Source organism: Ruegeria faecimaris, from assembly GCF_900182615.1.
In the GTDB taxonomy this organism is placed as follows: Bacteria; Pseudomonadota; Alphaproteobacteria; order Rhodobacterales; family Rhodobacteraceae; genus Ruegeria; species Ruegeria faecimaris.
The window spans coordinates 1,016,386-1,039,294 of sequence record NZ_FXTE01000001.1; the positions used below are offsets into that span (position 1 = coordinate 1,016,386).

General features: G+C 56.6%; 22 protein-coding genes. 10 read left to right on the top strand and 12 right to left on the bottom strand.

The window, feature by feature from the left end; genetic code table 11:
- Positions 1–138: 138 nt before the first annotated feature.
- From FN806_RS05040 to FN806_RS05050, 3 genes are all read left to right on the top strand, one after another.
- Entirely contained in the window at positions 139–1,437 is a 1,299-nt protein-coding gene (locus FN806_RS05040; protein WP_142634642.1) for a capsule biosynthesis protein, read from the top strand.
- Between the two features lie 92 nt (positions 1,438–1,529).
- Positions 1,530–2,663, top strand: a complete 1,134-nt coding sequence (locus tag FN806_RS05045; RefSeq protein ID WP_142634645.1) for a polysaccharide biosynthesis/export family protein — start codon at positions 1,530–1,532, stop codon at positions 2,661–2,663.
- Positions 2,663–4,669: a capsular polysaccharide biosynthesis protein gene (locus FN806_RS05050; protein WP_425471965.1), complete on the top strand. Its 2,007-nt coding sequence runs from the start codon at positions 2,663–2,665 to the stop codon at positions 4,667–4,669. The genes FN806_RS05045 and FN806_RS05050 overlap by 1 nt, the downstream gene beginning before the upstream one ends.
- Here the strand turns inward: FN806_RS05050 and ribD are convergent.
- The 6 genes from ribD to FN806_RS05080 all read right to left on the bottom strand — a co-directional run bounded on the left by ribD (position 4,666) and on the right by FN806_RS05080 (position 8,274).
- Complete coding sequence (gene ribD / locus FN806_RS05055; protein ID WP_142634649.1) at positions 4,666–5,766, bottom strand: bifunctional diaminohydroxyphosphoribosylaminopyrimidine deaminase/5-amino-6-(5-phosphoribosylamino)uracil reductase RibD; 1,101 nt, start codon at positions 5,764–5,766, stop codon at positions 4,666–4,668. The genes FN806_RS05050 and ribD overlap by 4 nt on opposite strands.
- Positions 5,763–6,233 carry a transcriptional regulator NrdR gene (gene nrdR / locus FN806_RS05060; protein WP_142634651.1) on the bottom strand — a complete coding sequence of 157 codons (471 nt, stop codon included), beginning with the start codon at positions 6,231–6,233 and terminating at the stop codon, positions 5,763–5,765. Before nrdR ends, ribD begins: the two co-directional genes overlap by 4 nt.
- Positions 6,234–6,354: 121 nt before the next feature.
- A complete protein-coding gene (locus tag FN806_RS05065; RefSeq protein WP_142635160.1) occupies positions 6,355–6,768 on the bottom strand; it encodes a secondary thiamine-phosphate synthase enzyme YjbQ in 414 nt (137 codons plus the stop codon).
- A 19-nt stretch (positions 6,769–6,787) separates the two neighbouring features.
- The gene (locus FN806_RS05070) at positions 6,788–7,186 is read right to left on the bottom strand and encodes a hypothetical protein (RefSeq protein WP_142634653.1); all 399 of its coding nucleotides are present in this window, start codon (positions 7,184–7,186) and stop codon (positions 6,788–6,790) included.
- Positions 7,187–7,264: 78 nt separating this feature from the next.
- The gene (locus FN806_RS05075) at positions 7,265–7,867 is read right to left on the bottom strand and encodes a DUF4166 domain-containing protein (RefSeq protein ID WP_342781991.1); all 603 of its coding nucleotides are present in this window, start codon (positions 7,865–7,867) and stop codon (positions 7,265–7,267) included.
- On the bottom strand, positions 7,810–8,274 hold the full coding sequence (locus tag FN806_RS05080; RefSeq protein WP_342781992.1) for a thiol-disulfide oxidoreductase DCC family protein: 465 nt from the start codon (positions 8,272–8,274) through the stop codon (positions 7,810–7,812). Before FN806_RS05080 ends, FN806_RS05075 begins: the two co-directional genes overlap by 58 nt.
- Before the next feature lie 275 nt (positions 8,275–8,549).
- On the opposite strand from FN806_RS05080, the gene FN806_RS05085 reads away from it, so the two are divergent.
- Positions 8,550–9,557, top strand: coding sequence for a helix-turn-helix domain-containing protein (locus tag FN806_RS05085; RefSeq protein ID WP_142634657.1), 1,008 nt, complete (start codon positions 8,550–8,552; stop codon positions 9,555–9,557).
- A gap of 193 nt (positions 9,558–9,750) precedes the next feature.
- Here the strand turns inward: FN806_RS05085 and rpoD are convergent, their stop codons facing one another.
- The 4 genes from rpoD to FN806_RS05105 all read right to left on the bottom strand — a co-directional run bounded on the left by rpoD (position 9,751) and on the right by FN806_RS05105 (position 15,756).
- Complete coding sequence (gene rpoD, locus FN806_RS05090) at positions 9,751–11,739, bottom strand: RNA polymerase sigma factor RpoD (RefSeq protein WP_142634659.1); 1,989 nt, start codon at positions 11,737–11,739, stop codon at positions 9,751–9,753.
- 114 nt (positions 11,740–11,853) lie between these two features.
- On the bottom strand, positions 11,854–13,803 hold the full coding sequence (gene dnaG, locus FN806_RS05095; RefSeq protein WP_142634661.1) for a DNA primase: 1,950 nt from the start codon (positions 13,801–13,803) through the stop codon (positions 11,854–11,856).
- 80 nt (positions 13,804–13,883) lie between these two features.
- The gene (locus tag FN806_RS05100; RefSeq protein WP_142634663.1) at positions 13,884–14,180 is read right to left on the bottom strand and encodes a hypothetical protein; all 297 of its coding nucleotides are present in this window, start codon (positions 14,178–14,180) and stop codon (positions 13,884–13,886) included.
- 145 nt (positions 14,181–14,325) lie between these two features.
- Complete coding sequence (locus FN806_RS05105; protein ID WP_142634665.1) at positions 14,326–15,756, bottom strand: Glu/Leu/Phe/Val family dehydrogenase; 1,431 nt, start codon at positions 15,754–15,756, stop codon at positions 14,326–14,328.
- Between the two features lie 332 nt (positions 15,757–16,088).
- Here FN806_RS05105 and FN806_RS05110 point away from each other — a divergent pair, with 332 nt between their 5' ends.
- From FN806_RS05110 to FN806_RS05120, 3 genes are all read left to right on the top strand, one after another.
- The gene (locus tag FN806_RS05110; protein WP_185956621.1) at positions 16,089–17,702 is read left to right on the top strand and encodes a TadE/TadG family type IV pilus assembly protein; all 1,614 of its coding nucleotides are present in this window, start codon (positions 16,089–16,091) and stop codon (positions 17,700–17,702) included.
- Positions 17,699–18,232, top strand: a complete 534-nt coding sequence (locus tag FN806_RS05115; RefSeq protein WP_142634669.1) for a TadE/TadG family type IV pilus assembly protein — start codon at positions 17,699–17,701, stop codon at positions 18,230–18,232. Before FN806_RS05110 ends, FN806_RS05115 begins: the two co-directional genes overlap by 4 nt.
- A 97-nt stretch (positions 18,233–18,329) precedes the next feature.
- A complete protein-coding gene (locus tag FN806_RS05120; protein ID WP_185956622.1) occupies positions 18,330–18,917 on the top strand; it encodes a DUF1444 domain-containing protein in 588 nt (195 codons plus the stop codon).
- A gap of 67 nt (positions 18,918–18,984) precedes the next feature.
- Here FN806_RS05120 and FN806_RS05125 read toward each other — a convergent pair whose 3' ends face one another.
- Positions 18,985–19,455 (bottom strand): hypothetical protein, encoded by a 471-nt coding sequence (locus FN806_RS05125; RefSeq protein WP_142634674.1) that lies wholly within the window; start codon positions 19,453–19,455, stop codon positions 18,985–18,987.
- A gap of 159 nt (positions 19,456–19,614) precedes the next feature.
- Here FN806_RS05125 and FN806_RS05130 point away from each other — a divergent pair, with 159 nt between their 5' ends.
- Positions 19,615–20,526, top strand: coding sequence for a pirin family protein (locus FN806_RS05130; protein WP_142634676.1), 912 nt, complete (start codon positions 19,615–19,617; stop codon positions 20,524–20,526).
- A 7-nt stretch (positions 20,527–20,533) separates the two neighbouring features.
- On the opposite strand, the gene FN806_RS05135 is transcribed toward FN806_RS05130, so the two are convergent.
- Complete coding sequence (locus FN806_RS05135; protein ID WP_142634678.1) at positions 20,534–21,121, bottom strand: TetR/AcrR family transcriptional regulator; 588 nt, start codon at positions 21,119–21,121, stop codon at positions 20,534–20,536.
- Between the two features lie 100 nt (positions 21,122–21,221).
- On the opposite strand from FN806_RS05135, the gene FN806_RS05140 reads away from it, so the two are divergent.
- Together FN806_RS05140 and FN806_RS05145 are read left to right on the top strand one after the other, a co-directional pair.
- A complete protein-coding gene (locus FN806_RS05140; RefSeq protein WP_142634680.1) occupies positions 21,222–21,470 on the top strand; it encodes a hypothetical protein in 249 nt (82 codons plus the stop codon).
- A gap of 124 nt (positions 21,471–21,594) precedes the next feature.
- Positions 21,595–22,881 (top strand): homoserine dehydrogenase, encoded by a 1,287-nt coding sequence (locus FN806_RS05145; protein WP_142634682.1) that lies wholly within the window; start codon positions 21,595–21,597, stop codon positions 22,879–22,881.
- Positions 22,882–22,909: the final 28 nt, after the last annotated feature.

A 22,909-nucleotide genomic window follows, 5' to 3' on the forward strand; every position in this document is an offset into this window, starting at 1 on the left:
TGCGTTAACCCTCTGTTTCTAACCTGATGCCAGCGCTCACCGTCGAGGTAAGCGTAAGCGCGCCTACGGGCAAGCCCCAGGTTGCCGCAAATACGACAAACAGGCATAATTCCTCATCTAACGACAAGAGCAGCAGAAATGTTACCACTCAACGGCGCTGCGCAAAAACGCGTATTTCTTTTCCTGCAAGGACCGCACGGGCCGTTTTTTGGCGCGCTTGGTAAGATCCTGCGCGCAGCGGGTTCCGAGGTGTGGCGCGTGGGTTTCAACGCCGGGGATCAGGCTTTCTGGTCTGATAAGGCCAGCTTTATTCCCTATGCTGGCAAACCCGAGAACTGGCCGGCAAAATTTGTTGACCTGGTTGTCGGCCGCGAGGTGACAGACATTGTCCTGTATGGCGATACGCGTCCAATCCACGCCCAAGCCATCCGCATCGCCCGCGCCCACGGGATCACTGTTCATGTTTTCGAAGAAGGGTATCTGAGGCCCTGGTGGGTCACCTACGAACGCACAGGTACGAATGGCAATTCGCATCTGATGAATCTGGAAGTTACCCAGATGCAGCGAGCGCTGGAGCGTACTGATGCGCCGATGCCGCCCCCTCCGACGCATTGGGGTGATATGCGACAGCATATTTTCTATGGCGCGCTGTATCATTGGTTCGTTCTGTTCCTGAACGGCAAGTATCGCAATTTTCGAACCCACCGTGACCTACCGGTTTCGAAAGAGTTCAGGCTGTATTTCAAACGGCTGGCAATGATGCCGTTCCACAGAATCCGGAGGCGAATGGCGACGGAGCGGGTCCGGCGGGGCGGGTTTCCCTATCACTTGGCATTGCTGCAACTGGGACATGACAGTTCGGTTCAGTCACACTCGGACTTTGACTGCATGTCCGAGTTTCTTGAGCAGGTACTGCACGGTTTTGCAAATGGCGCACCAACGCACCATCATCTGGTCATCAAAGAACACCCGCTGGAAAATCATCGGGAACCATTGCGCCAGGTGGCACGCAAACTGGCCAAAACACTGGGTATCGCTGATCGGGTCCATTATGTACCCGGGGGCAAACTGGCCACATTGCTCAACGAAGCGAGCTCGGCCGTGACGATCAATTCAACTGCGGGTCAGCAGGTATTGTGGCGCGGCATTCCTCTGCGCGCCTTTGGCAAATCGGTCTATGACAAGCCCGAATTTGTTTCCAACCAACCGATCACTGATTTCTTTTCCAATCCAGATATCCCCGATACCGAAGCCTATCAAAGCTATAGGCGTTTTCTGCTAGATACCAGTCAGGTCCCCGGCGGGTTTTATTCACGCCGTGGGCGGCGGCAGTTGCTTAGGCGCGCCGTGGATATGATGCTAAGGGCGAAAGATCCCTACCAATCCGTGCTGACCGACAAAGAGGCGCGGACGCCACAGTTGAGGATCGTTGAGTAAATCACCCCTCTTGATGCTGGCGATTGCAGTTGGAAACAAGTACGCTGCTGGAAACAAAAGACCAAAACCAAGACGTTCGAGGATATTCGGCAGTGCAGCGCTTTCCAATCCGATGGGGACGGGGTGTAACCCTTGTGGCCGCTCTTGGCCTGCTGGCCGCGTGCCAACTACCTAAAACCGGCCCAAACAAATCCGAAATCCTTGCCGGTTCGACCACAAAAGGTGGAAACGCCTATGTTGTTGAGGTCGACGACCGGGTGGCGCAGGTCACGTCGGCAGTGCCTCAATACGGGTTCTCGCAAACCTTCCGTAGCGCTCAGAACCTGACCGCCGACACGGTTCGTCCGGGTGATGTACTGGGCCTGACAATCTGGGAAAACGTAGATGACGGGCTGTTATCCGGAGAGACCGGCGCCTCAACATCCCTGGAAGAGGTACAGGTCGACAGCGAGGGCTTCATCTTTGTTCCCTATGCCGGGCGCCTGCGCGCAGCCGGAAACACGCCGGAACAGCTTCGCATGTTGATCACGGAAAAGCTCCAGGATCAGACCCCTGATCCTCAGGTCGAAGTGCGCCGTATCGCCGGGGACGGATCAACCGTTTCGCTGTCGGGCACCCTGTCCGCACCCGGGATCTATCCGATCGAACGACCAACCCGCACACTGGCCGGAATGCTGACACGGGCTGGCGGCGTGATCGAAGGGTCCGATATCGCCCTGGTGACACTGATCCGAGGCAATCAAAAAGGGACGGTCTGGTACAATGACTTGTTCCGCAACCCGGAATTTGACGTTGCCCTGCGGGGTGGCGACCGCATTCTAGTCGAAGCCGACAACCGGTCCTATGTCGCCTTGGGGGCGACGGGCGGTCAGTCGCGCGTGGCATTCGACAGTCAGGATCTGTCCGCGCTGGAAGCGCTGGCACAGGTTGGTGGCTTACAGCCCCTGTCTTCGGACCCGACCGGCATTTTCGTTCTACGAAAGGAACGACAGGACATTGTCCGGTCAGTCATGGGAAAACCGGACCTGCAGGGAGAGCAGCGCATGATCTACGTGCTGAACCTGACAGCACCCAATGGCCTTTTCATCGCCCGTGACTTTGTCATCCGCGATGATGACACAATTTACGTCACCGAAGCACCTTACGCGCAATGGAGCAAATCCATCTCGTTGATCGCCGGTGGCCTGACCCCGCTTGCCAATGTCACGACACTGACAGGCGGATGATGCCCTCCGTTCCTCAAGGAACGCATGCCAAGGCCGAACGCAGTCGTCTTTTGGTCTATAATGGCGGATTTCTGACAGCCGCGCGCGTGCGGAGAATTCTGTCACTGGCCGGATATGATATCGGCATCGGCACGCCCAAGGGGTCGGATCTGGTGGGTATCTGGGGCAATAGCCCGACGGCACATCGTGGACTGCGTATAGCGACCAAATACAATACTCCGATCTTGCGCGTAGAGGATGCATTCCTGCGATCTCTGCACTCAGGACGCAATGGCGATGCTCCGCTGGGTCTGCTGCTTGATCGCAGCGGTGTGCATTTTGATCCAACACAGCCTTCGGATCTGGAAACACTTCTTGCGACCGACCCGTTGGATAATACGGCCCTGCTGAACCGGGCACGTGGCGGGATGGCGCGGCTGCGCGAACTGCATCTGAGTAAGTATTCCGCCTATGATCCCGCGACCCCTGCGCCGGACCCAGGGTATGTCCTGGTTGTCGATCAAGCACGCGACGATGCTTCTGTAAGGGCAAGCGGCGGCGATGAGGCCCGGTTCCGCGAGATGCTGGTTATGGCGCAAGAGGAGAACCCCGGCGCGACCGTTCTGATCAAAACCCACCCCGACACGATCGCAGGGCACCGGCCCGGATATTACTCTGCCGATGATCTGACCGACCGCGTATCCTTTCAGCACAGCGCCATCAGCCCCTGGACCTTGTTAGAGGGTGCTGTGGGCGTCTACACCCTGTCCTCGCAACTTGGGTTCGAGGCCATATTGGCCGGTCACAAACCCCGCGTCTTCGGCCAACCGTTTTACGCCGGATGGGGTCTTACCCAAGACGAAGCCCATTTCCCAAGACGCCAACGAAACCTGACGCGCGCGCAACTCTTCGCCGCCACCATGGTTCTTTATCCCAAGTGGTACGATCCCTATCGGGATCAGCTGTGCGAATTCGAATCCGTGCTGGACACGCTTGAAGGTCTGACCCGCGCCTGGCGACAAGATCACAAGGGCTGGACGGCATCCGGGATGCGGCTTTGGAAACGCAGGCACCTGCAGCACATGTTTGGGCGCGAGAAAAAGGTAAAATTCACACCTGACGTTCCCGAAAACCCAGATCGTCCCCACATGGTTTGGGCGCGGCACGGCCGTGATATGGAAAACGTCAAACGGGTCGAGGATGGCTTTGTTCGGTCCTGTGGGTTGGGGGCCAGCCTTGTGCCGCCTCTGTCGCTGTCGCTGGATGACCTTGGGATCTATTACGACCCGACCAAACCCAGCAGGCTGGAAGAGATGATCGCCAAGCGGGAGACCCTGCGGCCGGATCAGGAATTGCGGGCCGAGCGGTTGGTGACACAGATTATCGCCGGAGCGGTCAGCAAATATAACACCGGCGGCCCGGTTCCGGACTTGCAAAAAGGTCACCGCATTCTGGTGCCCGGACAGGTCGAGGACGATGCCTCGATCCTGTTTGGAACCAGCACCGTTCGCACCAACACCGAACTTCTGCGCACCGCCCGCGAGATGAACCCGACCGCCGTTCTGATCTATAAACCGCACCCCGATGTCGAAGCTGGCCTGCGTGAAGGTGAGGCCGAAGCTGAGGGGCTAGCAGACCTGATCGTCACGAACACCGATCCCGCCGCATTGTTGGGTGAGGTTCAGGAGGTCTGGACCATGACCTCTCTGCTAGGGTTCGAGGCGCTGATGCGCGGATTGCCGGTCACAACGCTCGGTGCACCCTTTTATGCTGGTTGGGGTTTGACGCAGGATTTGGGGTCCGTCCCCGCCCGTCGTGGTGCACGGCCCTCCCTGCTGGGATTGATCCATGCCGCACTGATCGATTACCCGAGGTATCTGGACCCTGTCACCGGCATGCCCTGCCCTCCGGAAGTGGTATTGGAAAGGCTGACAGATGGCTACCAGAGCCGATCTGGACCCGGCCTTAGACTGCTCTCGAAACTACAGGGCGTTTTCGCAACACAGGCGCATCTCTGGCGCCGTTAGCGCAATGCCCGCGCCCAGCGATGCATCACGTCCTGACCGATGATGCGGGTCTCCAGCAGTTCAAACCGTGGGGCCTCATCCAGACGATCCATACCAAGCCCCCCGATGGCAGGCAAACCTTCGGCACCAATCGCAAGCCCGGCACTGAAGCCGATCAACTCATCAACCAGTTCATCCGCCAAAAGCGACGCGGCAAGGGACGATCCGCCCTCGCAAAAGACGCGGGTCAAACCCTCCTGCCCCAACTGCAGCAACAGGTCAGCGGCATCAATGTGATGATCGCGTAACGCGCAGGGGATAAGCCTTGCGCCCAGTCCTTCCCACGCTTTTGCACGTTCGGCATCCGGTGACGGACCATGGCACAACCACACCGGAATTTTCGAGGCGGTGCGTGCCAGTTGACCCATCAACGGGATATCCAGATGGCGCGAAACGACGACGCGCACAGGCTGACGTTCAATCCCAAGATCCCGAACTGTCAGAGAGGGGTCGTCTACGCGCGCCGTACCTGCCCCAACCATAACAGCATCATGCGTTGCCCGCATGGCATGAACAGCCCGCCGCGAGGTCTGACCCGTAATCCACTGACTATGGCCGCTTTCGGTCGCAATGCGCCCGTCAAAACTGCTGGCCAGTTTAAGCGTGACAAATGGCCGGCCCTGTTCGGTCTTTAGAAAGAAACCGGCGTGGTCGCGGGCCGCCTGATCCGCAAGAACACCGGTTGTCACGTCAATCCCAGCCTCGCGCAGCATGGCAAAGCCCTGCCCGGCAACACGCGGATCACTGTCTTCGATGGCTGAAACAACACGCGCCACACCGGCCTCAATCAAGGCCTGAGCGCAAGGCGGGGTCTGTCCGTGATGGGCGCAGGGTTCAAGCGAGACATAAGCAGTCGCGCCACGCGCCTGCGATCCCGCCTGTCTTAACGCTTCGGTTTCCGCATGTGGCCGACCACCAGGTTGCGTCCAACCACGCCCAACAATCCGCCCGTCCTGTACGAGTACGCAGCCAACGGATGGGTTGGGCCAGCACGTCCCCTGTCCGCGCCGCCCCAAGGCAAGGGCCAGCGCCATATATCGCTTATCTGTTTCGCTCACTCGTCCGTCGAAGGCTGCGGCGGGCGCAGTTCGTGGACAAACTCCTCGAAATCATCGGCCGCCTGGAAATTCTTATACACGCTTGCAAACCGAACATAGGCAACGGTGTCGATCCGCGCCAGAGCTTCCATAACAATTTCACCGATCTTGCTGGACGGAATGTCGGTATCGCCCATGCTTTCCAGCCGTCGCACAATACCCGAGATCATCTGATCAATGCGTTCCGGATCAATCGGGCGTTTCTGCATCGAGATACGGATCGACCGTTCCAGCTTGTCTCGATCGAAATCCTCGCGTTTTCCATTGGTTTTGATCACAACCAGATCGCGTAACTGAACGCGTTCATAGGTGGTGAACCGTCCGCCGCAAGCCGGGCAGAAACGGCGCCTGCGGATCGCGACATGATCCTCTGCCGGGCGTGAATCTTTGACCTGAGTGTCGATATTTCCGCAAAACGGGCAGCGCATCCGCCGTCTCCTCGTCTCTTGTTCCGCCTCTTTTAGTAAGCGCTGTGGCCCACTTATCCACAACTATAGGGCAGCCTCTAGGATTTGGGTAGTCGGAAATTTTTACCGCTAAATAAAGGGGTCACGCGAAATGCGCAGCGACGCGTCGGTTGTGTGATTGGGTCCGGTGTTCAAACAGATAAACGCCCTGCCATGTCCCCAGCATGGGCACCCCTGCGGCGACAGGAATGCCCAAGGACACAGGCAGCAACGCAGCTTTGATATGTGCTGGCATATCGTCTGGCCCCTCATAGGTGTGCCTTAAATACGCCATCGACGGATCATCCGCCGGTGGCACTAGACGTTCGAAAAAGGCCTGCAAATCCGTCCGCACCTCGGGGTCCGCATTTTCCTGAATGGCCAGAGAACACGAGGTATGGCGCACAAACAGGGTCAACAATCCGTCGCGACCGCTTGGGGCAAGCCAGTCTCGTATACCCGAGGTGAACTCATACAGCCCCGGCCCCTGCGTTGAAATGATAAACTCGGTCTGCAAAACGCGGGTCTTACCTTCTTCAGTCAAAAATTGGCTGCCGGAAACACAGGCCATTCGCGTTCTGGACGGACCTGCTCTGCCCCGGCTGGAAACCAATGGAAACAAAGCTTGTGCTCTGCTCGACATTTGCTGGAGGGGTCAACGAGAATTGGACCGCCGTGCGGCGACCGGTGGCTTCGCTTGGGCCATATCCACGCACAACATAGATATTCTGCTGCCACCCTGCCCCTAAGCTGCGACGAGCAAAATCTGCAGCAGCGCACCAATAGCCATCCACATCCCTGCGCGCGCGCGGGATCACCTCAAACACTTTGTCGTTTACTGCAACAGTCTGAAAACCGTTTGGTGCTGCTGTCACCGCCCCCGGTTCAAACAACGTGGCGGCGGCCAGAACCGCAGATGTGATCACTTTTTTCATAATGCTACTCTCTCATGTTTCTTGATAAATATTAAAGTAGATTGCAGGCGGCCATGGCAAAGCCACCTCACGTTCAATTCAGGCATTGTTCCTATTTACGTGAACCGGCATCAGCCAGCCCCGATATCGGATCAGTTGACCCAACATCGGCATTTCTGCGGAAACATCGAACCGAAACCGGCCTTGATCATCCTGCCATTCCACCGTCGCCGAACGCGGTAAAAGAAAGTTTGGGCATGGCACCCCCAATAGAGTGAGGCGCAGGATGTTCAAATGCAGCTTTTGACCTCGAACCTGTGGGCGCATCCAGATGGTCAGCCCTCCGATCCTCTCTTTCACGCACCGCCTGTCTGCGTCGTAGACCAGATGAGACAGCGTCTCATGCCCGCCAAAATCCCTGAACCATTCCCATTCCTGGCCATTGAGTTTGGTTCGAATGCGGACCGTCTGAGTATCTGCAGCGGGGGGAAACCCACCCAACCACAATGACAAAGAGGTCAACCACCCGGTTCCTCTTTGGATGCTGCATAGTCCTGTAAACTCTGCCGTTTCACTGTGGAATTTTCGGACCGCATCCGGCACCTCAGAATTGGCTGGAAGGGCCTGCAGAAATGGGTCCGGCCTCACGCATACCCTCCGGGGAAGAACCGCGCTTTCATGGATGAATCCGGAACCAGGCACGTTTCGAACCGTCCAAAGAATGCAAATCGGTGGCGCGCGATGAAATGATAAAGCGGATCCTTCAAAAACCGCGGAAGAAATCGACAGGCCGACAGAACAGGCCACAAAGCGGGTAAGCTGCGCATTGCAGCAGCAAAAGCATCCAAGCGCTGATGCACAACACCGTCAACGATCACAAGATTGGTTTCAAACTCGTCGGTGGGCAGGCCGAGTTGCCGGTAAAGGCTTTGTCCTATGGGGGACTGGGCAATTACAAACTTGAACCGCTTCTTTGTGTCAGCCCACAGCATGAACCTGAAAAACCGAGAACACAGCACGCATTCTCCATCAAAAACGATGAGGTTCTGCTCGGTTCCCACATCTGAGATCGCCCGGTCTTGCATTGGATACCAGATCAATTTCGCCACAACCGGACCGTGCCATTGAAGGGTAAAATCCGCAATGCGACACGTAGGTTTTCAGATGAAACGTGCCGGGGAGCCACCGATCGCTAGTCTGAGACGACCGGAGCTCTACCCTCATCCCCACAAGGTGCTGACCCGACAACACGAGGTAACTATGCCTTTGCGTTGCTATATCCTTGCTGAAAAGTGCCAGAAACTTGTGAAAACCTGCCAGATGGGTTTGCCTGCACCCGTGCAAACTGGGTTCAAATTTTTCGCGAAAGCATTAAGAATTGGATATGGAGCTTGATATTGCCAGAATTCAACACCTGACCCGAACGGTAGATGAGCGTTCGGGCGGCCCAGAGTTAGCAGACCAGCTTTTGGAACGCAGCGGTCTAAGCCGAGCGGCAATCGCTCCCCCCACTACAGTCTACAGTGCGCAAACTGAGGCGATGTTCATCAGATATGCCTGCGACGCTATGCGCGACATAACTTTTGCCGCCTATGCGGGTTCAAAAGTCAGTTCGGCCTCTAGCATTACGGCCTATATCAGCAAGTACTCTCGTGACCTCCGACAGGTGTTTGAAAACACAACCCGCTTCTCTCGCATCATAGATCCCACAATCACCTTCAGTCTGCGCCATGCCGGGAATTTTGTGTCCTTCGAGGCGGACTGGGAAGACGCAAGTTTTGCCCGGTATCACAGACGCACAGAGTTTTTGATGTTTGGGACACTGGCGCGAATGCGGAACCTGACGCAGTCAGACTTCCACCCCATAGCAATTCGCTTTCAACACGAGGTTGGAGAGAAAAGAAATCTATTTCAAAAGCTTGCAGGATTTTCGGTAGAGTTTGGAGCAGAAAACCTAGAGATTGTTCTGTCGCCTTCATCTCTGGATCTTCCCGTGCCCACATATGACCCGATGCTTCGAGAGCATCTGATTGAGTACGGGGAACGCGTCTTGGCAGAGCGGGCCTCGCCTAAGCAAAAATTGCGGGCGCAGGTCGAGGGTCTGATTACACGTTCGATGCCGGGGAATTTTCCGCAAGCCGATGACATAGCCGCCAATCTCGGCATGAGCCCGCGAACATTTGCGCGTCGGCTAAAGGATGAAGGGTCAAGCTATCGAGAGATCGCAGACGATCTGCGCTGTGATCTGGCCCAAACTTTCATCACCAACGGTATGCAGCTATCTGAAATTGCATTCTCACTTGGCTACGCAGACCAACCCGCCTTTTCCACCGCTTTCAAACGGTGGACGGGTCGCGCGCCCAGCGCTTTCCGCAGCCGCCTGGACCCGTGATCGTAACTTTGAGGTAGCCGGGGGTCGTCAGCCTTGCAGCCTCGCCCCGGCCCGTCCCATGAGTGGACATTGCGGATATAGGAAGACGCGCAGCGGGCTTCTTGTGAGTTCTCGCCAAATTGATGTTTCTACAAGCCACCGTGACCAGTGGTTTCAAACGAAAAAGGCGCCTCGGTCGAGGCGCCTTTCTGGGTTACTGATCCAGGAACGACCGCAACTTTCGCGACCTGCTGGGGTGTTTCAGTTTTCGCAGCGCCTTCGCCTCGATCTGACGGATACGTTCGCGCGTCACGCTGAACTGTTGGCCGACCTCTTCCAGAGTGTGGTCGGTGTTCATACCGATGCCAAACCGCATCCGCAGAACCCGTTCTTCCCGCGGGGTAAGTGAGGCCAGAACACGCGTGGTCGTTTCCTTGAGGTTTTCCTGAATAGCACTGTCCAGCGGCAGCACAGCATTCTTGTCCTCAATGAAATCGCCAAGCTGGCTGTCTTCTTCGTCGCCAATCGGCGTTTCCAGGCTGATCGGTTCCTTGGCGATCTTCATCACCTTGCGGACCTTCTCCAGCGGCATCTGCAGCTTTTCGGCCAGTTCTTCCGGCGTCGGCTCGCGGCCGATTTCATGCAGCATCTGACGACCGGTCCGAACCAACTTGTTGATCGTCTCGATCATATGGACCGGGATACGGATCGTGCGTGCCTGATCCGCGATGGACCGGGTGATCGCCTGACGGATCCACCAGGTGGCATAGGTCGAGAACTTATACCCGCGGCGGTATTCGAACTTGTCTACGGCCTTCATCAGGCCAATGTTACCTTCCTGAATAAGATCAAGGAATTGCAGACCACGGTTCGTGTATTTTTTGGCGATCGAGATCACCAGACGTAGGTTGGCTTCGACCATTTCTTTCTTGGCCTGGCGCGCCTCTTTCTCGCCTTTCTGGACCTGCTGTACGATGCGGCGGAATTCGCTGATGTCCAGGCCAACATATTGCCCGACCTGAGCCATATCGTTGCGCAGTTCCTCGACCTTGGAGGTCGAGCGTTCGATGAACATCTGCCAGCCCCGGCCCGGCTTTTCAGCCATCTCAGCCAGCCAGTTCGGGTCCAGTTCACGCCCACGATAGGCGTCAACAAATTCGCGACGGTTGATGCGGGCCTGATCCGCCAGCTTCACCATCGAGCTGTCCAGCGACATGATCCGACGATTGATGCCATAGAGCTGGTCGATCAAAGCATCGATCCGGTTGTTGTGCAGATGAAGGCCGTTCACCAGTTCGACAATCTCGGCGCGCAGCTTCTGATAGGTCGCTTCGTCCGTGTCGCTGAATGTGCCGTCTTCGTTCAGGGTTGCCGAAATCCGGCTGTCCTGCATTTCGCTCAGCATCGCAAAATCAGTCGAAATACGCTCGAGTGTCGTCAGAACCTGATCTTTCAGAGCAGCTTCCATAGCAGCGAGCGACATGTTCGCCTGCTCGTCTTCGTCATCGTCATCATCGGTCGCAATCGGGTTGCCATCGGCATCCAGCTCGGGGCCTTCTTCCTTGGCGGGCTTTGCGGCCTGCACGGTCGAAGTGTCGACGACCGGCTCTTCAACATCGCCGTCTTCGTCCATCTGATTGCCGAAAGTGGCCTCCAGATCAATGACGTCGCGCAGCAGAATGTCTTCGGACAGCAATTCATCATGCCAGATCGTAATCGCCTGGAAGGTCAGCGGGCTTTCACAAAGCCCCAGGATCATCGTATTGCGACCAGCCTCAATCCGCTTGGCGATGGCGATTTCGCCCTCACGGCTGAGCAGTTCGACCGAACCCATTTCGCGCAGATACATGCGCACCGGGTCATCGGTACGATCAAGCTTTTCGGCGGCGGCACCCGCCAGCGTGACCTCACGGTTGCTTTCCGTTGTGATCAGGTCGGTCGAGCCTTTATTCTCTTCCTCTTCCGCCTCTTCATCTTCGATGATGTTGATCCCCATCTCGGACAGCATCGACATAACGTCTTCGATCTGCTCCGAGCTGACCTGATCAGGCGGCAGGACCTGATTGAGCTGGTCGTAGGTGATGTAACCTTTCTCGCGGGCCTCGGCGATCATCTTCTTGACCTGAGTCTGGCTCATGTCCAGCGAGATTTCCTGTTCCTGCTCGTCGGATTTGCTGTCTTCGTTTGTATCCTTGGCGGCCATTCAATGCTCCTGCAGGGATGGGTGATTCGATTGAACCGAATCATTAGCGCGTTGAAGTGATTCGGCCACCCGTTTACCTGTTTTTCTTTTCCAGTGCCTTACGAAAACACCACATTACCGGCGTTTTCGCTCGAAATTGATACCTGACATGATTGCCTTAAACGCATCCTTCTCGTCGCGGTTGATTCGCGCACCATTGTCAGCGATGTCGAAAACGGCCCTGTCTTCATTCTGGCTCCGGCTTGTTCTGTTGCGCTCTTCGGCAGCTTGCGCCAAGCGATAGGTCAACGCTTCATCGTCCAGATCAGACAGCTCCTCTGCGGCTTCGGCAATCTCTGCGTCCAGACCCCTGAGAGCTTTGATTTTGGCGAGTTCCTCAGCCAATGTCATTTCGGCCTTTTCAACGTCGCCCGGTTTATTCACGCAGGGGATCACTGCGACATGGCGAAGGGTCAGCAGGTTTTCAAGGGCGTGATGTCCCAAAGTTTCCGCAATATGTTGTTTGAGGTTCTCAGGATCATCTATCGCGTGCCGTAGAATGGCATCACGCAGGCCCGCGTGATCTTGGTCACGGCACTCCATTTCTTCCAGTTGGTGTTCAAACTGCACCACGACTTGGGGGTTCAATGCGGCGATGGCCAGAATGGCGGCTTCGCGCATCTGGATATCGGCATTGTCGGACGATGCCAGGAATGACGCCCGCGCGCCCGGTGTGGCCGGTTGTGGCTGAGGTTTCCATTTCCCGCGCGTTTGCCAGGTGCGGTTTTGTGGCTGCCTTTGAGGGCGAAACAGCTGCCAGCGCAGGTCTTTGATCTCTTGCCCGTAATGCGACCGGATCGACGGGTCACGGATCAGCTTGATCTTGTCGCGCAAGACCTTGTCCAAAGCTGCTTTGCGTTCGGGGCTGTCGAACACCTTGCCTTCGGTTTCGCGCTGCCAGAGCAGCCTGACCATCGGCATTGCCCCTTCCAACACCGCCTGCACGGCTGCCGGTCCTTCCGCCCGCAACAGGTCGTCAGGGTCCTTGCCCTCGGGCATCAGCGCAAAGCGCAAGGACTTTCCTGCCTCAAGCAGCGGCAGGGCCAGATCGACCGCCCGCATCGCAGCACGCAAACCCGCCGTGTCGCCATCCAGCGCTATGATCGGCTCGTCCGAGATACGCCACAGCAGTTGCAACTGATGCTCGGTGATTGCGGTGCCCAATGGGGCCACCGATGCGCCAAAACCGGCCTCGGCAAGCGCGATCACATCCATATATCCTTCGGCCACGATCAATGGCTGCCCTTTGCCGGCACCCTGCCGCGCGGGGCCTTGGTTATAGAGGCTGCGCCCCTTGTCGAACAGTTCAGTTTCGGGCGAGTTCAGATATTTCGCATTGTCATTGGGGTCCATCGCCCGGCCACCGAACGCAATGCAACGCCCGCGCGGATCCCGGATCGGATACATGATCCGGTTCCGAAACGTGTCATAGGGCTTTTTACCTTTGTTCGAGGGTTTCGCCAGACCCGCACCAAGGATCAGATCTTCGGCCACGTTCTTGCCGCGTAGGTGATCCCAAAGCGCCTGCCAACCGTCGGGAGCAAAGCCGATTTCCCACCGATCCAGCGCCTGCTCTTTCAAGCCGCGCCGCGCCAGATAATCGCGCGCCTCCCCACCTGCCCCTGTTTTCAGTTGCAACCGAAAGAACTGCACTGCTTGTTCCATCACCTCGGCCAGTTGCGTGCGACGATCCTGTTTCTCTTGCGCCTTAGGGTCACGTTCTGGCATCGGCATTCCGGCTTCACGCGCGAGAATTTCGACCGCTTCGATGAACGAGACATTCTCGGTCTCTTTCACGAAGCTGATCGCATCCCCTTTGGCATGGCAGCCAAAGCAGTAATAGAATCCCTTTTGGTCATCGACGTGGAACGATGCTGTCTTCTCGTGATGGAACGGGCACGGAGCCCACATGTCGCCCTTGCCCTGATTGGACTTGCGCGCGTCCCATATGACTTTGCGCCCGACGACCTGAGACAAGCTCATCCGAGTGCGCAACTCATCCAGAAAACCGGGTGGTAATGACATGGGTTAAACCTGACAGAAACGGCAACGCGCGCCAAGGGGAAGGCGCGCGTTTGTCCGCAAAGAAATCGCAAGGTTTTGGATTACTGCTGCAGGCACAGCTCCATCCACGTGGCGCCGAGATCCTTTTTGCGCACATCGCGCATCTTCTGCTCATAGACCCAAGGGGTGATCAGCGGGATCGCGGCATTATAGTTCGCGGGCCAGGTCGGACCTGTATCGGCCACGGCTTGCGGCACGTCGCGCTCCTTCACGCGGTCAAGTCGCGCCTGCTGGATCGCCGCCACGACATCCGCCTGATGCTGGCAGCTTTGTTCTTTTGTTTCCTGAGCAGCCAGAGGTGTGGCCAGTAAAATAGCCGCAACGGCAATACGCAACATGGTGGTCTCCGGGATTCGTTCTCGTCGCTGAAGTCTACTGCCGGGCGCGGATGCGCGCCATCGTCGAATTGCATCTTGCGCAGCCCTGTTGCGCCTTGGTCCTGCGGGCGATGGATCAGATGCCAACCGCCCGCAGAGAGTATTGTCAAAGCCCCTTAGCGCGGTAACTTTTCGAGACACGGTCAATGGCCACGATGTAGGCCGCGGTCCTCAGATCCTCGACATCGTCGCGACTGTGCCAGACTTCACGCATCGACTGGTAAGCAATCCGCATGGTGTCATCGAGCCCCGAACGAACCAGCTCAAGCTCATCCGCACCTTTCAGGTATTTCGCCTTGAAGTTCGGAGACATGGACCAGGCATCGCCCAGATAGCGGTCCAGCCGTTCCAGTTCACTGACGATCAGCTCGTGCCGCGACTCTTCCTGGCGACGCTGCATGCGGCCAAACCGGATATGGCTGAGGTTCTTAACCCATTCGAAATACGAAACGGTCACACCGCCAGCATTTGCGTACATATCAGGAATGATCACGACGCCCCTATCGCGCAAAACTTCGTCTGCACCAGCTGTCACCGGGCCGTTTGCAGCTTCGATGATCAACGGGGCCTTGATGCGATCGGCATTATCAAGGTTGATCACACCTTCCAGCGCCGCCGGGATCAGGATGTCGCACTCTTCTTCCAGCACGGCCCCTCCCTCGGCGGAATGGGTGGCGTCGGGATAATCGCTGACGCCGCCATGCTTGACAATCCATTGGCGAACCGACTCGACGTCAATCCCGTCCGGATTATACAGCGCTCCGTCCCATTCAATGATGCCCACGATACGTGAGCCGTCTTCCTCGCTCAGGAACTTGGCAGCGTGGTAGCCCACATTTCCCAGACCCTGAACAATAATGCGCTTGCCGTCCAACTTGCCCGACAGCCCTGCCTTTTGAATGTCCTCAGGATGGCGGAAAAACTCGCGCAGCGCATATTGAATGCCGCGGCCCGTGGCCTCGACCCGTCCGGCAATACCGCCAGCATTCAGCGGCTTGCCTGTCACGCAGGCGCGCGCGTTGATGTCAGTTGTATTCATCCGGGCGTATTGGTCCGCCATCCACGCCATTTCACGCTCACCCGTCCCCATATCCGGGGCTGGCACGTTCTGTGACGGGTTGATCAGGTCGCGCTTGGCCAACTCATAGGCGAACCGGCGGGTGATCTGTTCAAGCTCATGCTCTTCGTATTGGCGTGGGTCGATACACAACCCACCCTTTGATCCGCCAAACGGCGTTTCGACCAGAGCGCATTTATAGGTCATCAGCGCCGCCAGCGCTTCGACTTCGTCCTGGTTCACTGCCAGGGCAAAGCGAATGCCGCCTTTCACCGGCTCCATATGTTCGGAATGCACCGACCGATATCCGGTGAACGTGTGTATGTCACCGCGCAGCCGGACGCCGAAGCGTACAGTGTAGGTGGCGTTGCAGACCCTTATCTTTTCTTCAAGGCCCGGAGGCAGATCCATCAGGGACGCTGCCCTGTTAAACATTAGATCTACACTCTCTCGAAAGCTGGGTTCTTTTGTGGCCGTCATTTAAACCTCCGTGCCGGCGAACGACTTGCGTTCTGACGTTTTGTCGCACCCCTTTGCTAAACGATCAATGTTTAAGCAGAAATAAAATCTCAAGTTACGGGGAAATATTCGAACTCTGGCTGAGTCGCCAAACCCAGACATTATCCGCCGAATTGTTCACGCATCGAATACAGCCCCGCGCGACAGTCCGGAATTATCCCTCAATTTCCCTCAAACCAGCCAAAACTGGGCCCTTTTCGCCCAATTCCCGCCACGTTTCGCAGTTAATTTCCATACGTTAACTTTTCCTTAGCAGCTTTGGATGTCTGCTCAGCGAGGTCTGCAAGATGAAAATGCCCAAGTTTCTACGCGAAAGCAAAAGCGGCGCAAAATCCGCGCTGAGCGCGCGCCGGTTCGCAAAAAGCGAAGACGGTACATTCACAATCTTTGTATTGTTGGGTTTCCTGGTGATCTTAGCTTCGACCGGAGCTGGCGTTGACCTAATGAATTTTGAACGCGACCGCGCCAATCTGCAATCAACATTGGACCGCGCCGTTCTTGCGGCCGCTGACCTTGATCAGAAAAAGCCCGCACGCGAAATTGTCGATGCCTATTTCGAGAAGGCCGGGCTGGGCGGCAAAATCACTTCTGTCGTGGTGGAAGAAGGCTTTGGATCACGTAAAGTATCAGCCACCGCCGAGGCGACCATCAAAACCCACTTTATGCATTTCTCTGGCGTCAACAGCTTGACCGCTAACGCGGCCAGCACGGCCGTCGAAAGCATTGGAGCTGTTGAAATTTCGCTGGTTCTCGACATCTCAGGCTCAATGAACAACTATTCGAGTTCTGGCGGGAAGAGCAAAATTGCGCTTCTGCAGGATGCGGCCACAGAATTTGTCACGCTGATGCTGGATTCAGATGATCCTAACCGCACGGGCATTTCGATCTCGATCGTGCCTTACGCAACTCAGGTCAACGCGGGTGAACCCATCCTGAGCAAATTCACCAACGTTACAGCAGAGCACAACTACTCCCATTGTGTGAACTTTATCCCGGAACAGTATAGCGACGCGGACCTAGAGCGTGATGACACGCTGGAACGCACCGCGCATTTTGACCCCTTCACCTATTCCGAAGGCTCGATCAGAACACCGGTTTGCCCTGTCCGCGATGGCAGTGCGATTACGCCTGTTACCGATAATCTGGAGGCATTGACCAAACAGATCAAGGCGTTGACTGCAACCGGGAACACCTCGATAGATGTCGGCATGAAATGGGGCGTGGCCTTCCTGGACCCAAGCGTTCGTGGCATTGTGAGCGACCTGGCTGACGACAACATCGTTCCAAATCACTTCCGGACCCGCCCGTCAGACTATAACTCGGACATCTTGAAAATTGTAATCGTAATGACCGACGGTCAGAACACGGACCAGTATATGCTGAACCCGTCCCTTCGGGAGGGCTTGTCTGATGTCTGGTACAATGCTGAGGCCTCCGAATACACAGTCTACCATTCGCAGGGTCGCCCGAACTTTTTCTGGCCACAGCAGAACACATGGGCGGACCATCCGTTCGGCAATCCTGATCCAGAGACACCAGCCAACGAAGAATTGGGTACGGCTGTTCGCCTGACCTATCCAGAACTCTTCAACCGTGTGTCTTTGGCCTGGAATGCAAGATATAACTATTACTGGCAGTCAAGTGCATGGGCCGAGTGGTACTCGAAAGCGTATGCCAAAGTTGAAACTTCGGCCAAGAACCAGCGCACCAAGCATATCTGTGACGCAGCCAAAGATGAGGGCGTCATTGTCTATGGCATCGCCTTCGAAGCACCCAGAGCCGGGTACAAAACCATCAAGGACTGTGCCAGCTCGGACAGCCATGTATACAATGTGAACGGTCTGGACCTGGAAGACGCATTTGCTTCTATCGCGTCGTCGATCAGAAAACTGCGGTTGACCCAATGATCGGAGCCCTTGTTTCAAAGCTGCGAAGCCTGAGACGCAGGGAAGATGGGGCGGTCACCGTCGAGTTTGTGATCATCTTCCCGGCATTCATGTTCTTCATCCTGAGTGCGATGGAATATTCGGTGGTCACCTTGCAGCAGGCGATGTTAGAGCGGGCTGTGGACCAGACAGTTCGCGACATTCGCCTCGGCACGGGCACCAACCCAACGCATGATCAGATAAAAAGCACGATCTGTGATCGCGTTGTAGTGATCAAACGCTGTACCACCAACTTGCAGCTGGAGATGCTGCAACAAAGCGCGTTTGTCGGGTTGAACCTACCGCCTGTCCCGGATTGCACTGACAATTCTGAAGAAGTGAACCCAGTTCGCGCTTTCGAAAATGGCCTTTCGAACGAGTTGATGATCCTTCGGGCCTGCGCAAAGGTCGATCCGATTTTCCCTACATCGGCGATGGGGCGTATTTTGTCGGATGAATCAGGCCAGATCGAACTTACCGCGACGACTGCCTTCGTACAGGAGCCTCTGTAAGCCTATGTTTTTCATTTCAAAGCTCCGGAATCTTCTGAAATCCAAGACGAAAGACGAGAGTGGGGTACTCACGGTTGAGGCTTTGCTTGTCTTTCCGATGCTGGTGTGGACGATCACAGGCGCCTTCACGTATTTCGACGGCTTCCGCCAAAGCGCATCTAACCTTAAAGCGGCATATACGGTTGGCGATTTGATCTCTCGCGAGACCGGCACGATCACGGACACATATATCACCTCATTGCATTCGCTGCTGGTGGCGATGGTCAACAACCGATCACAGATGAATCTGCGCGTGTCGCTGGTTGTGTTCGACGAAGAAGATGATCGTCATTACGTCAGATGGTCAACCGCGCGCGGGTACGACAGCATCTGGACCGACGACAATATTGACCGCATGCGTGATAACCTGCCGCCTATGCCCAACCAGGACACACTGATCATTGTTGAAACGGCGAATGCTTACATTCCGGTCTTTGACTCGATTTATGGGGTGGATTTCCTCAAAGGCGACCACGTCTTTGAAAATTTCGTCTTTACACGCCCACGCTTTACCAATGAGGTTGCGGCAAATGTGTCGGGCGTTGTTGAAATTGAGGAAAATCCCGACGGGTCTGGCGAGATCGGTGAAATCGAGGACCCTGGCACAGGGGATTCCGGTGCGAGTGCGGAAAGCGCAACGAATTAGGACAAGGTTGGCCTCTTAGTGCCTTCCACCCCGCCTTCGAATAACGAGGTGGCGCTGAAGGTCTGACCTAGCCGCGCTCTGCCACCATCACAGACAATATTTCTGACATGAATTTGGTTTCGGCGGCGGATGTCATGCCGCCGATGCCAACGCGGCGTCCCAGGCGCCACCACAGCCCCGGCGCCCATCTATTTGCACCTGATTGCCGGGTTGTTACCAGAAAGCCATTCGACGGCTTGAAGGCAAACGCGCCTCTTTCGACGGTTTCAATGTCTTCTATTGCGGCGATCGGCTGCCCTGCCCCGGTTCTCAGCTCGGTCTCAGTCAGCTCGATCCAATCCGAGGTTGCCTGCCACATGCGATAGGCCAGCCAGAAGGACGCCGCGCCTACCACAAACAGGAATACCTGCCAGGATGGCTCCGGCGGCGCGGCAAGCGCGACGAAAACAACCAGAAAGCCCACGGTCGACAACATTCCAACACCCATCCACCGCCTGGGTGATGAGGCTTTGACCACGGCCAGAACTTCTTGTTGCATTTTCTGCTCTCCCACTTTGCAGTTGGGTTTAGCCACTTTCCCAGCCAAACAACAGAGGCGAACTCACCTGCTGAATTTCGCACAGGTTGCGTGTTTCAGCGCAAATTGACCCGCCATGGCAGTGCGGTACATCTTCCCCATAGCAACAGGAGCGCAGCAATGTCCCTCAGACCGACTTTGGAAACCCGAAAGGCCATACCGACGATGGAGGGGGCAGGCGTTAAACTGCACCGCGCTTTCGGCTTTCAGGATCCGTCGGAACTGGATCCTTTTCTGCTGTTCGACGACTTTCGCAATGAACGCCCGCAGGACTATCAGGCTGGATTTCCATGGCATCCGCATCGCGGGATCGAGACAATCACCTATGTCCTGTCCGGCTCGGTTGAGCATTCGGATTCACTTGGCAATAACGGAACACTTGGCGCGGGTGATGTGCAGTGGATGACGGCGGGGTCCGGAATCCTGCATCAGGAAATGCCCAAGGGGAGCCAAACCGGCCAAATGCACGGGTTTCAGCTGTGGGGCAATCTACCCGCGGCCCAAAAGATGACAACACCGCGATATCAGGACGTTCCGCGCAAAGAGATCCCTGAAATCATGGACGATGACGGAACCGTTGTCCGTGTGATCGTGGGGACGTTTTGGGGCAAGACAGGCCCAGTCGACGGCATCGCCGCCGACCCTCAGTATCTGGACATCCAAATTCCGGCAGGTGTGAAAAAGACCTTCCCCATAGACACCTACCGTCGCGCATTTGCATATGTATTCGAAGGCGCGGGCGCCTTTGCTGATGCCTCGCGGCCTGCGGGGGTCCTTTTGGAAAAAGAAGTTGGCGGCCAAGAGGTGAACATTCGTGACATGTCGGGGGACCGAACTCTGGTTCGGTTTGGGAGTGGTGACGAAGTGACCGTTCAGGCAGGTCCCGAAGGTGTCCGGTTCCTGCTGATTTCCGGCGCACCGATCAATGAGCCGGTCGCGTGGCACGGCCCCATCGTCATGAACACCCGGACCGAGCTGGAACAGGCTTTTCGCGAATTGCGCAACGGGAGGTTTATTCGGCCGGCACATTGACTGCCCCTTAAGCAGTCATCGCCTTTCGGACCATGTCCCAATAGACGGCTTCAACCTCGTCCAGCGAAAGCCGCCCACCGGCGCGATACCACGTCATGACGCCGTTCAGCATGGCGATGACCGCCAATGTCGCAATCTTCGTATCCGCGACCGCAAAGATACCCGCCCGTTGACCTTCGCGCAAAATGGCCTCAAGCCCGTCTTCATACTTGCGGCGCAGATCCTCTATTTCGGCGAAGTTTTCGGGCGTGAGGTTCCGAAGTTCCATATAGGCGATGAATACCTCGTCAGGGCGCTGCAGGTGGAACCGGATGTGAAATCCGACAAACCGACGCAAAGCATCCTGCGGATCGCCAGTTTGCTTTTGCTCGCCATAGGCGGACAACAAATCCTGCATATGGTCGCGCATCAAACGGAACAGAAGGCTCTGCTTATCCGGGGTGTAATTGTACAATGCCCCGGCCTGCACCCCAACCTCGCCCGCAATTTTCCGCATGGAAACAGCAGCATACCCATGGCGCGCGAAAAGCCGAAGCGCTGCCTGCCGGATACGCGGGCCGGTAATGTCCGAGTGTGAGCCTTGTGTACGTGCCATGTATCCACCATATCTGAACGGATGTTCAGATAGAAGCCCGCTTGAAACGACCGGACAAAAAGTGCATCACCGATGCCAGTTGCCACAATAAGGTTTCATCATGAAGCCCCTTCTTCTTCTGCCCCTAGTTTTGCTCTGCCTGGGATGCACCAATTTTCCCGAGCTGAAAGACCGCGAAGGGCCAAATGTGCAATCGGCCCCCTACCCCAAATTAACCCCACTGGCAGATGTTTTCGCTGTGCCTGTTGACCCGCTGTACGAAGCGGCAGAGGTCGAAAGTGAATTGACCGACCGCAGCAAGGCGTTGAAGAAAAAGGCAACGGCATTGCAAAACGCTCAGACCAATTAATCATCAGGTTTTCTGCCGCCCGGCATGGGTGTCGCGGATTGCGCCTCGGCGCCGAACCCGCTAAGGCAGCGGGAACGGGGAAACACCCCAGTTTAGGATATTCGAGCGGAAAGGAACCCACAGGATGACACAGGCGCTGCGGCTTGGAATTGCGGGCTTGGGAACTGTTGGTGTGGGTGTCGTCAGGATCGTGCGCCGCCATGCCGACCTGCTGCAGGCACGAACGGGTCGTCCCATCCAGATCACAGCGGTTTCCGCGCGTGATGCTGGCAAGGATCGCGGTGTGAACCTGTCGGATTATGCTTGGGAAACTGACCCTGTCGCATTGGCGCAGCGCGACGATATTGATGTTTTTGTTGAACTGATGGGCGGGGAAAACGGACCTGCCAAAGCCTCGGTCGAAGCGGCGCTAGCCAGTGGTAAGGATGTCGTCACCGCCAACAAGGCCCTGTTGGCCATTCACGGTCAGGAACTGGCCGAAATGGCCGAAGCCGCGGGCCGTGTGATCCGTTTCGAAGCGGCCGTGGCTGGCGGCATTCCAGTGATCAAATCCCTGACCGAAGGACTTGCGGGTAACGAAATCACCCGCGTCATGGGGGTGATGAATGGCACATGCAACTATATCCTGACCCGGATGCAATCGCAGCGGCAGGGATATAACGCCCTGTTCGACGAATGCGCGCAGCTGGGTTACCTTGAAGCCGATCCAAATCTGGATGTGGGCGGGATAGACGCCGCCCATAAACTGGCGCTGCTTGCCTCAATCGCATTCGGCACCAAACCAAATTTCGACGGGATCGAGATCGAAGGCATTCAGCAGATCAGTCTGGATGACATCGACCAGGCCCATGACATGGGATACCGGATCAAACTGTTGGGCGTGGCTCAGCGCACGGCACGGGGGCTTGAACAGCGGATGCAGCCGTGTCTGGTACCCAGTGACTCGCCCCTGGGCCAGCTTGAAGGCGGCACCAATATGGTGGTGATCGAAGGCGACGCGGTCGAGCAGGTTGTTCTGCGTGGCCCCGGAGCTGGCGAGGGTCCAACGGCCAGCGCGGTGATGGGCGATGTCTGCGATCTGGCACGTGGGCTTCAGATTCCGACCTTCGGCCGCCCTGCCAGTTCGTTGCAGGACGCAGTGCCAGCGCTGACTGGTCGCCCTGCCCCCTATTATTTGCGTCTGGGTCTGCTGGACAAACCCGGCGCCTTGGCCAAAGTTGCGGCCATCCTGGGCGATGCCGGGGTCTCGATTGATCGCATGCGCCAATACGCCCATGCGGAAAGCACCGCGCCGGTTCTGATAGTTACCCACAAAACCACCCGTGCCACGCTGGATGTCGCCTTGCTGGGCCTGCACGAGACCGATGTTGTTTCGGGCACACCGGTTGCTTTGCGGATTGAAGAGGTTTGACCCTTGCGGCCTGCACGATACGCAGGCT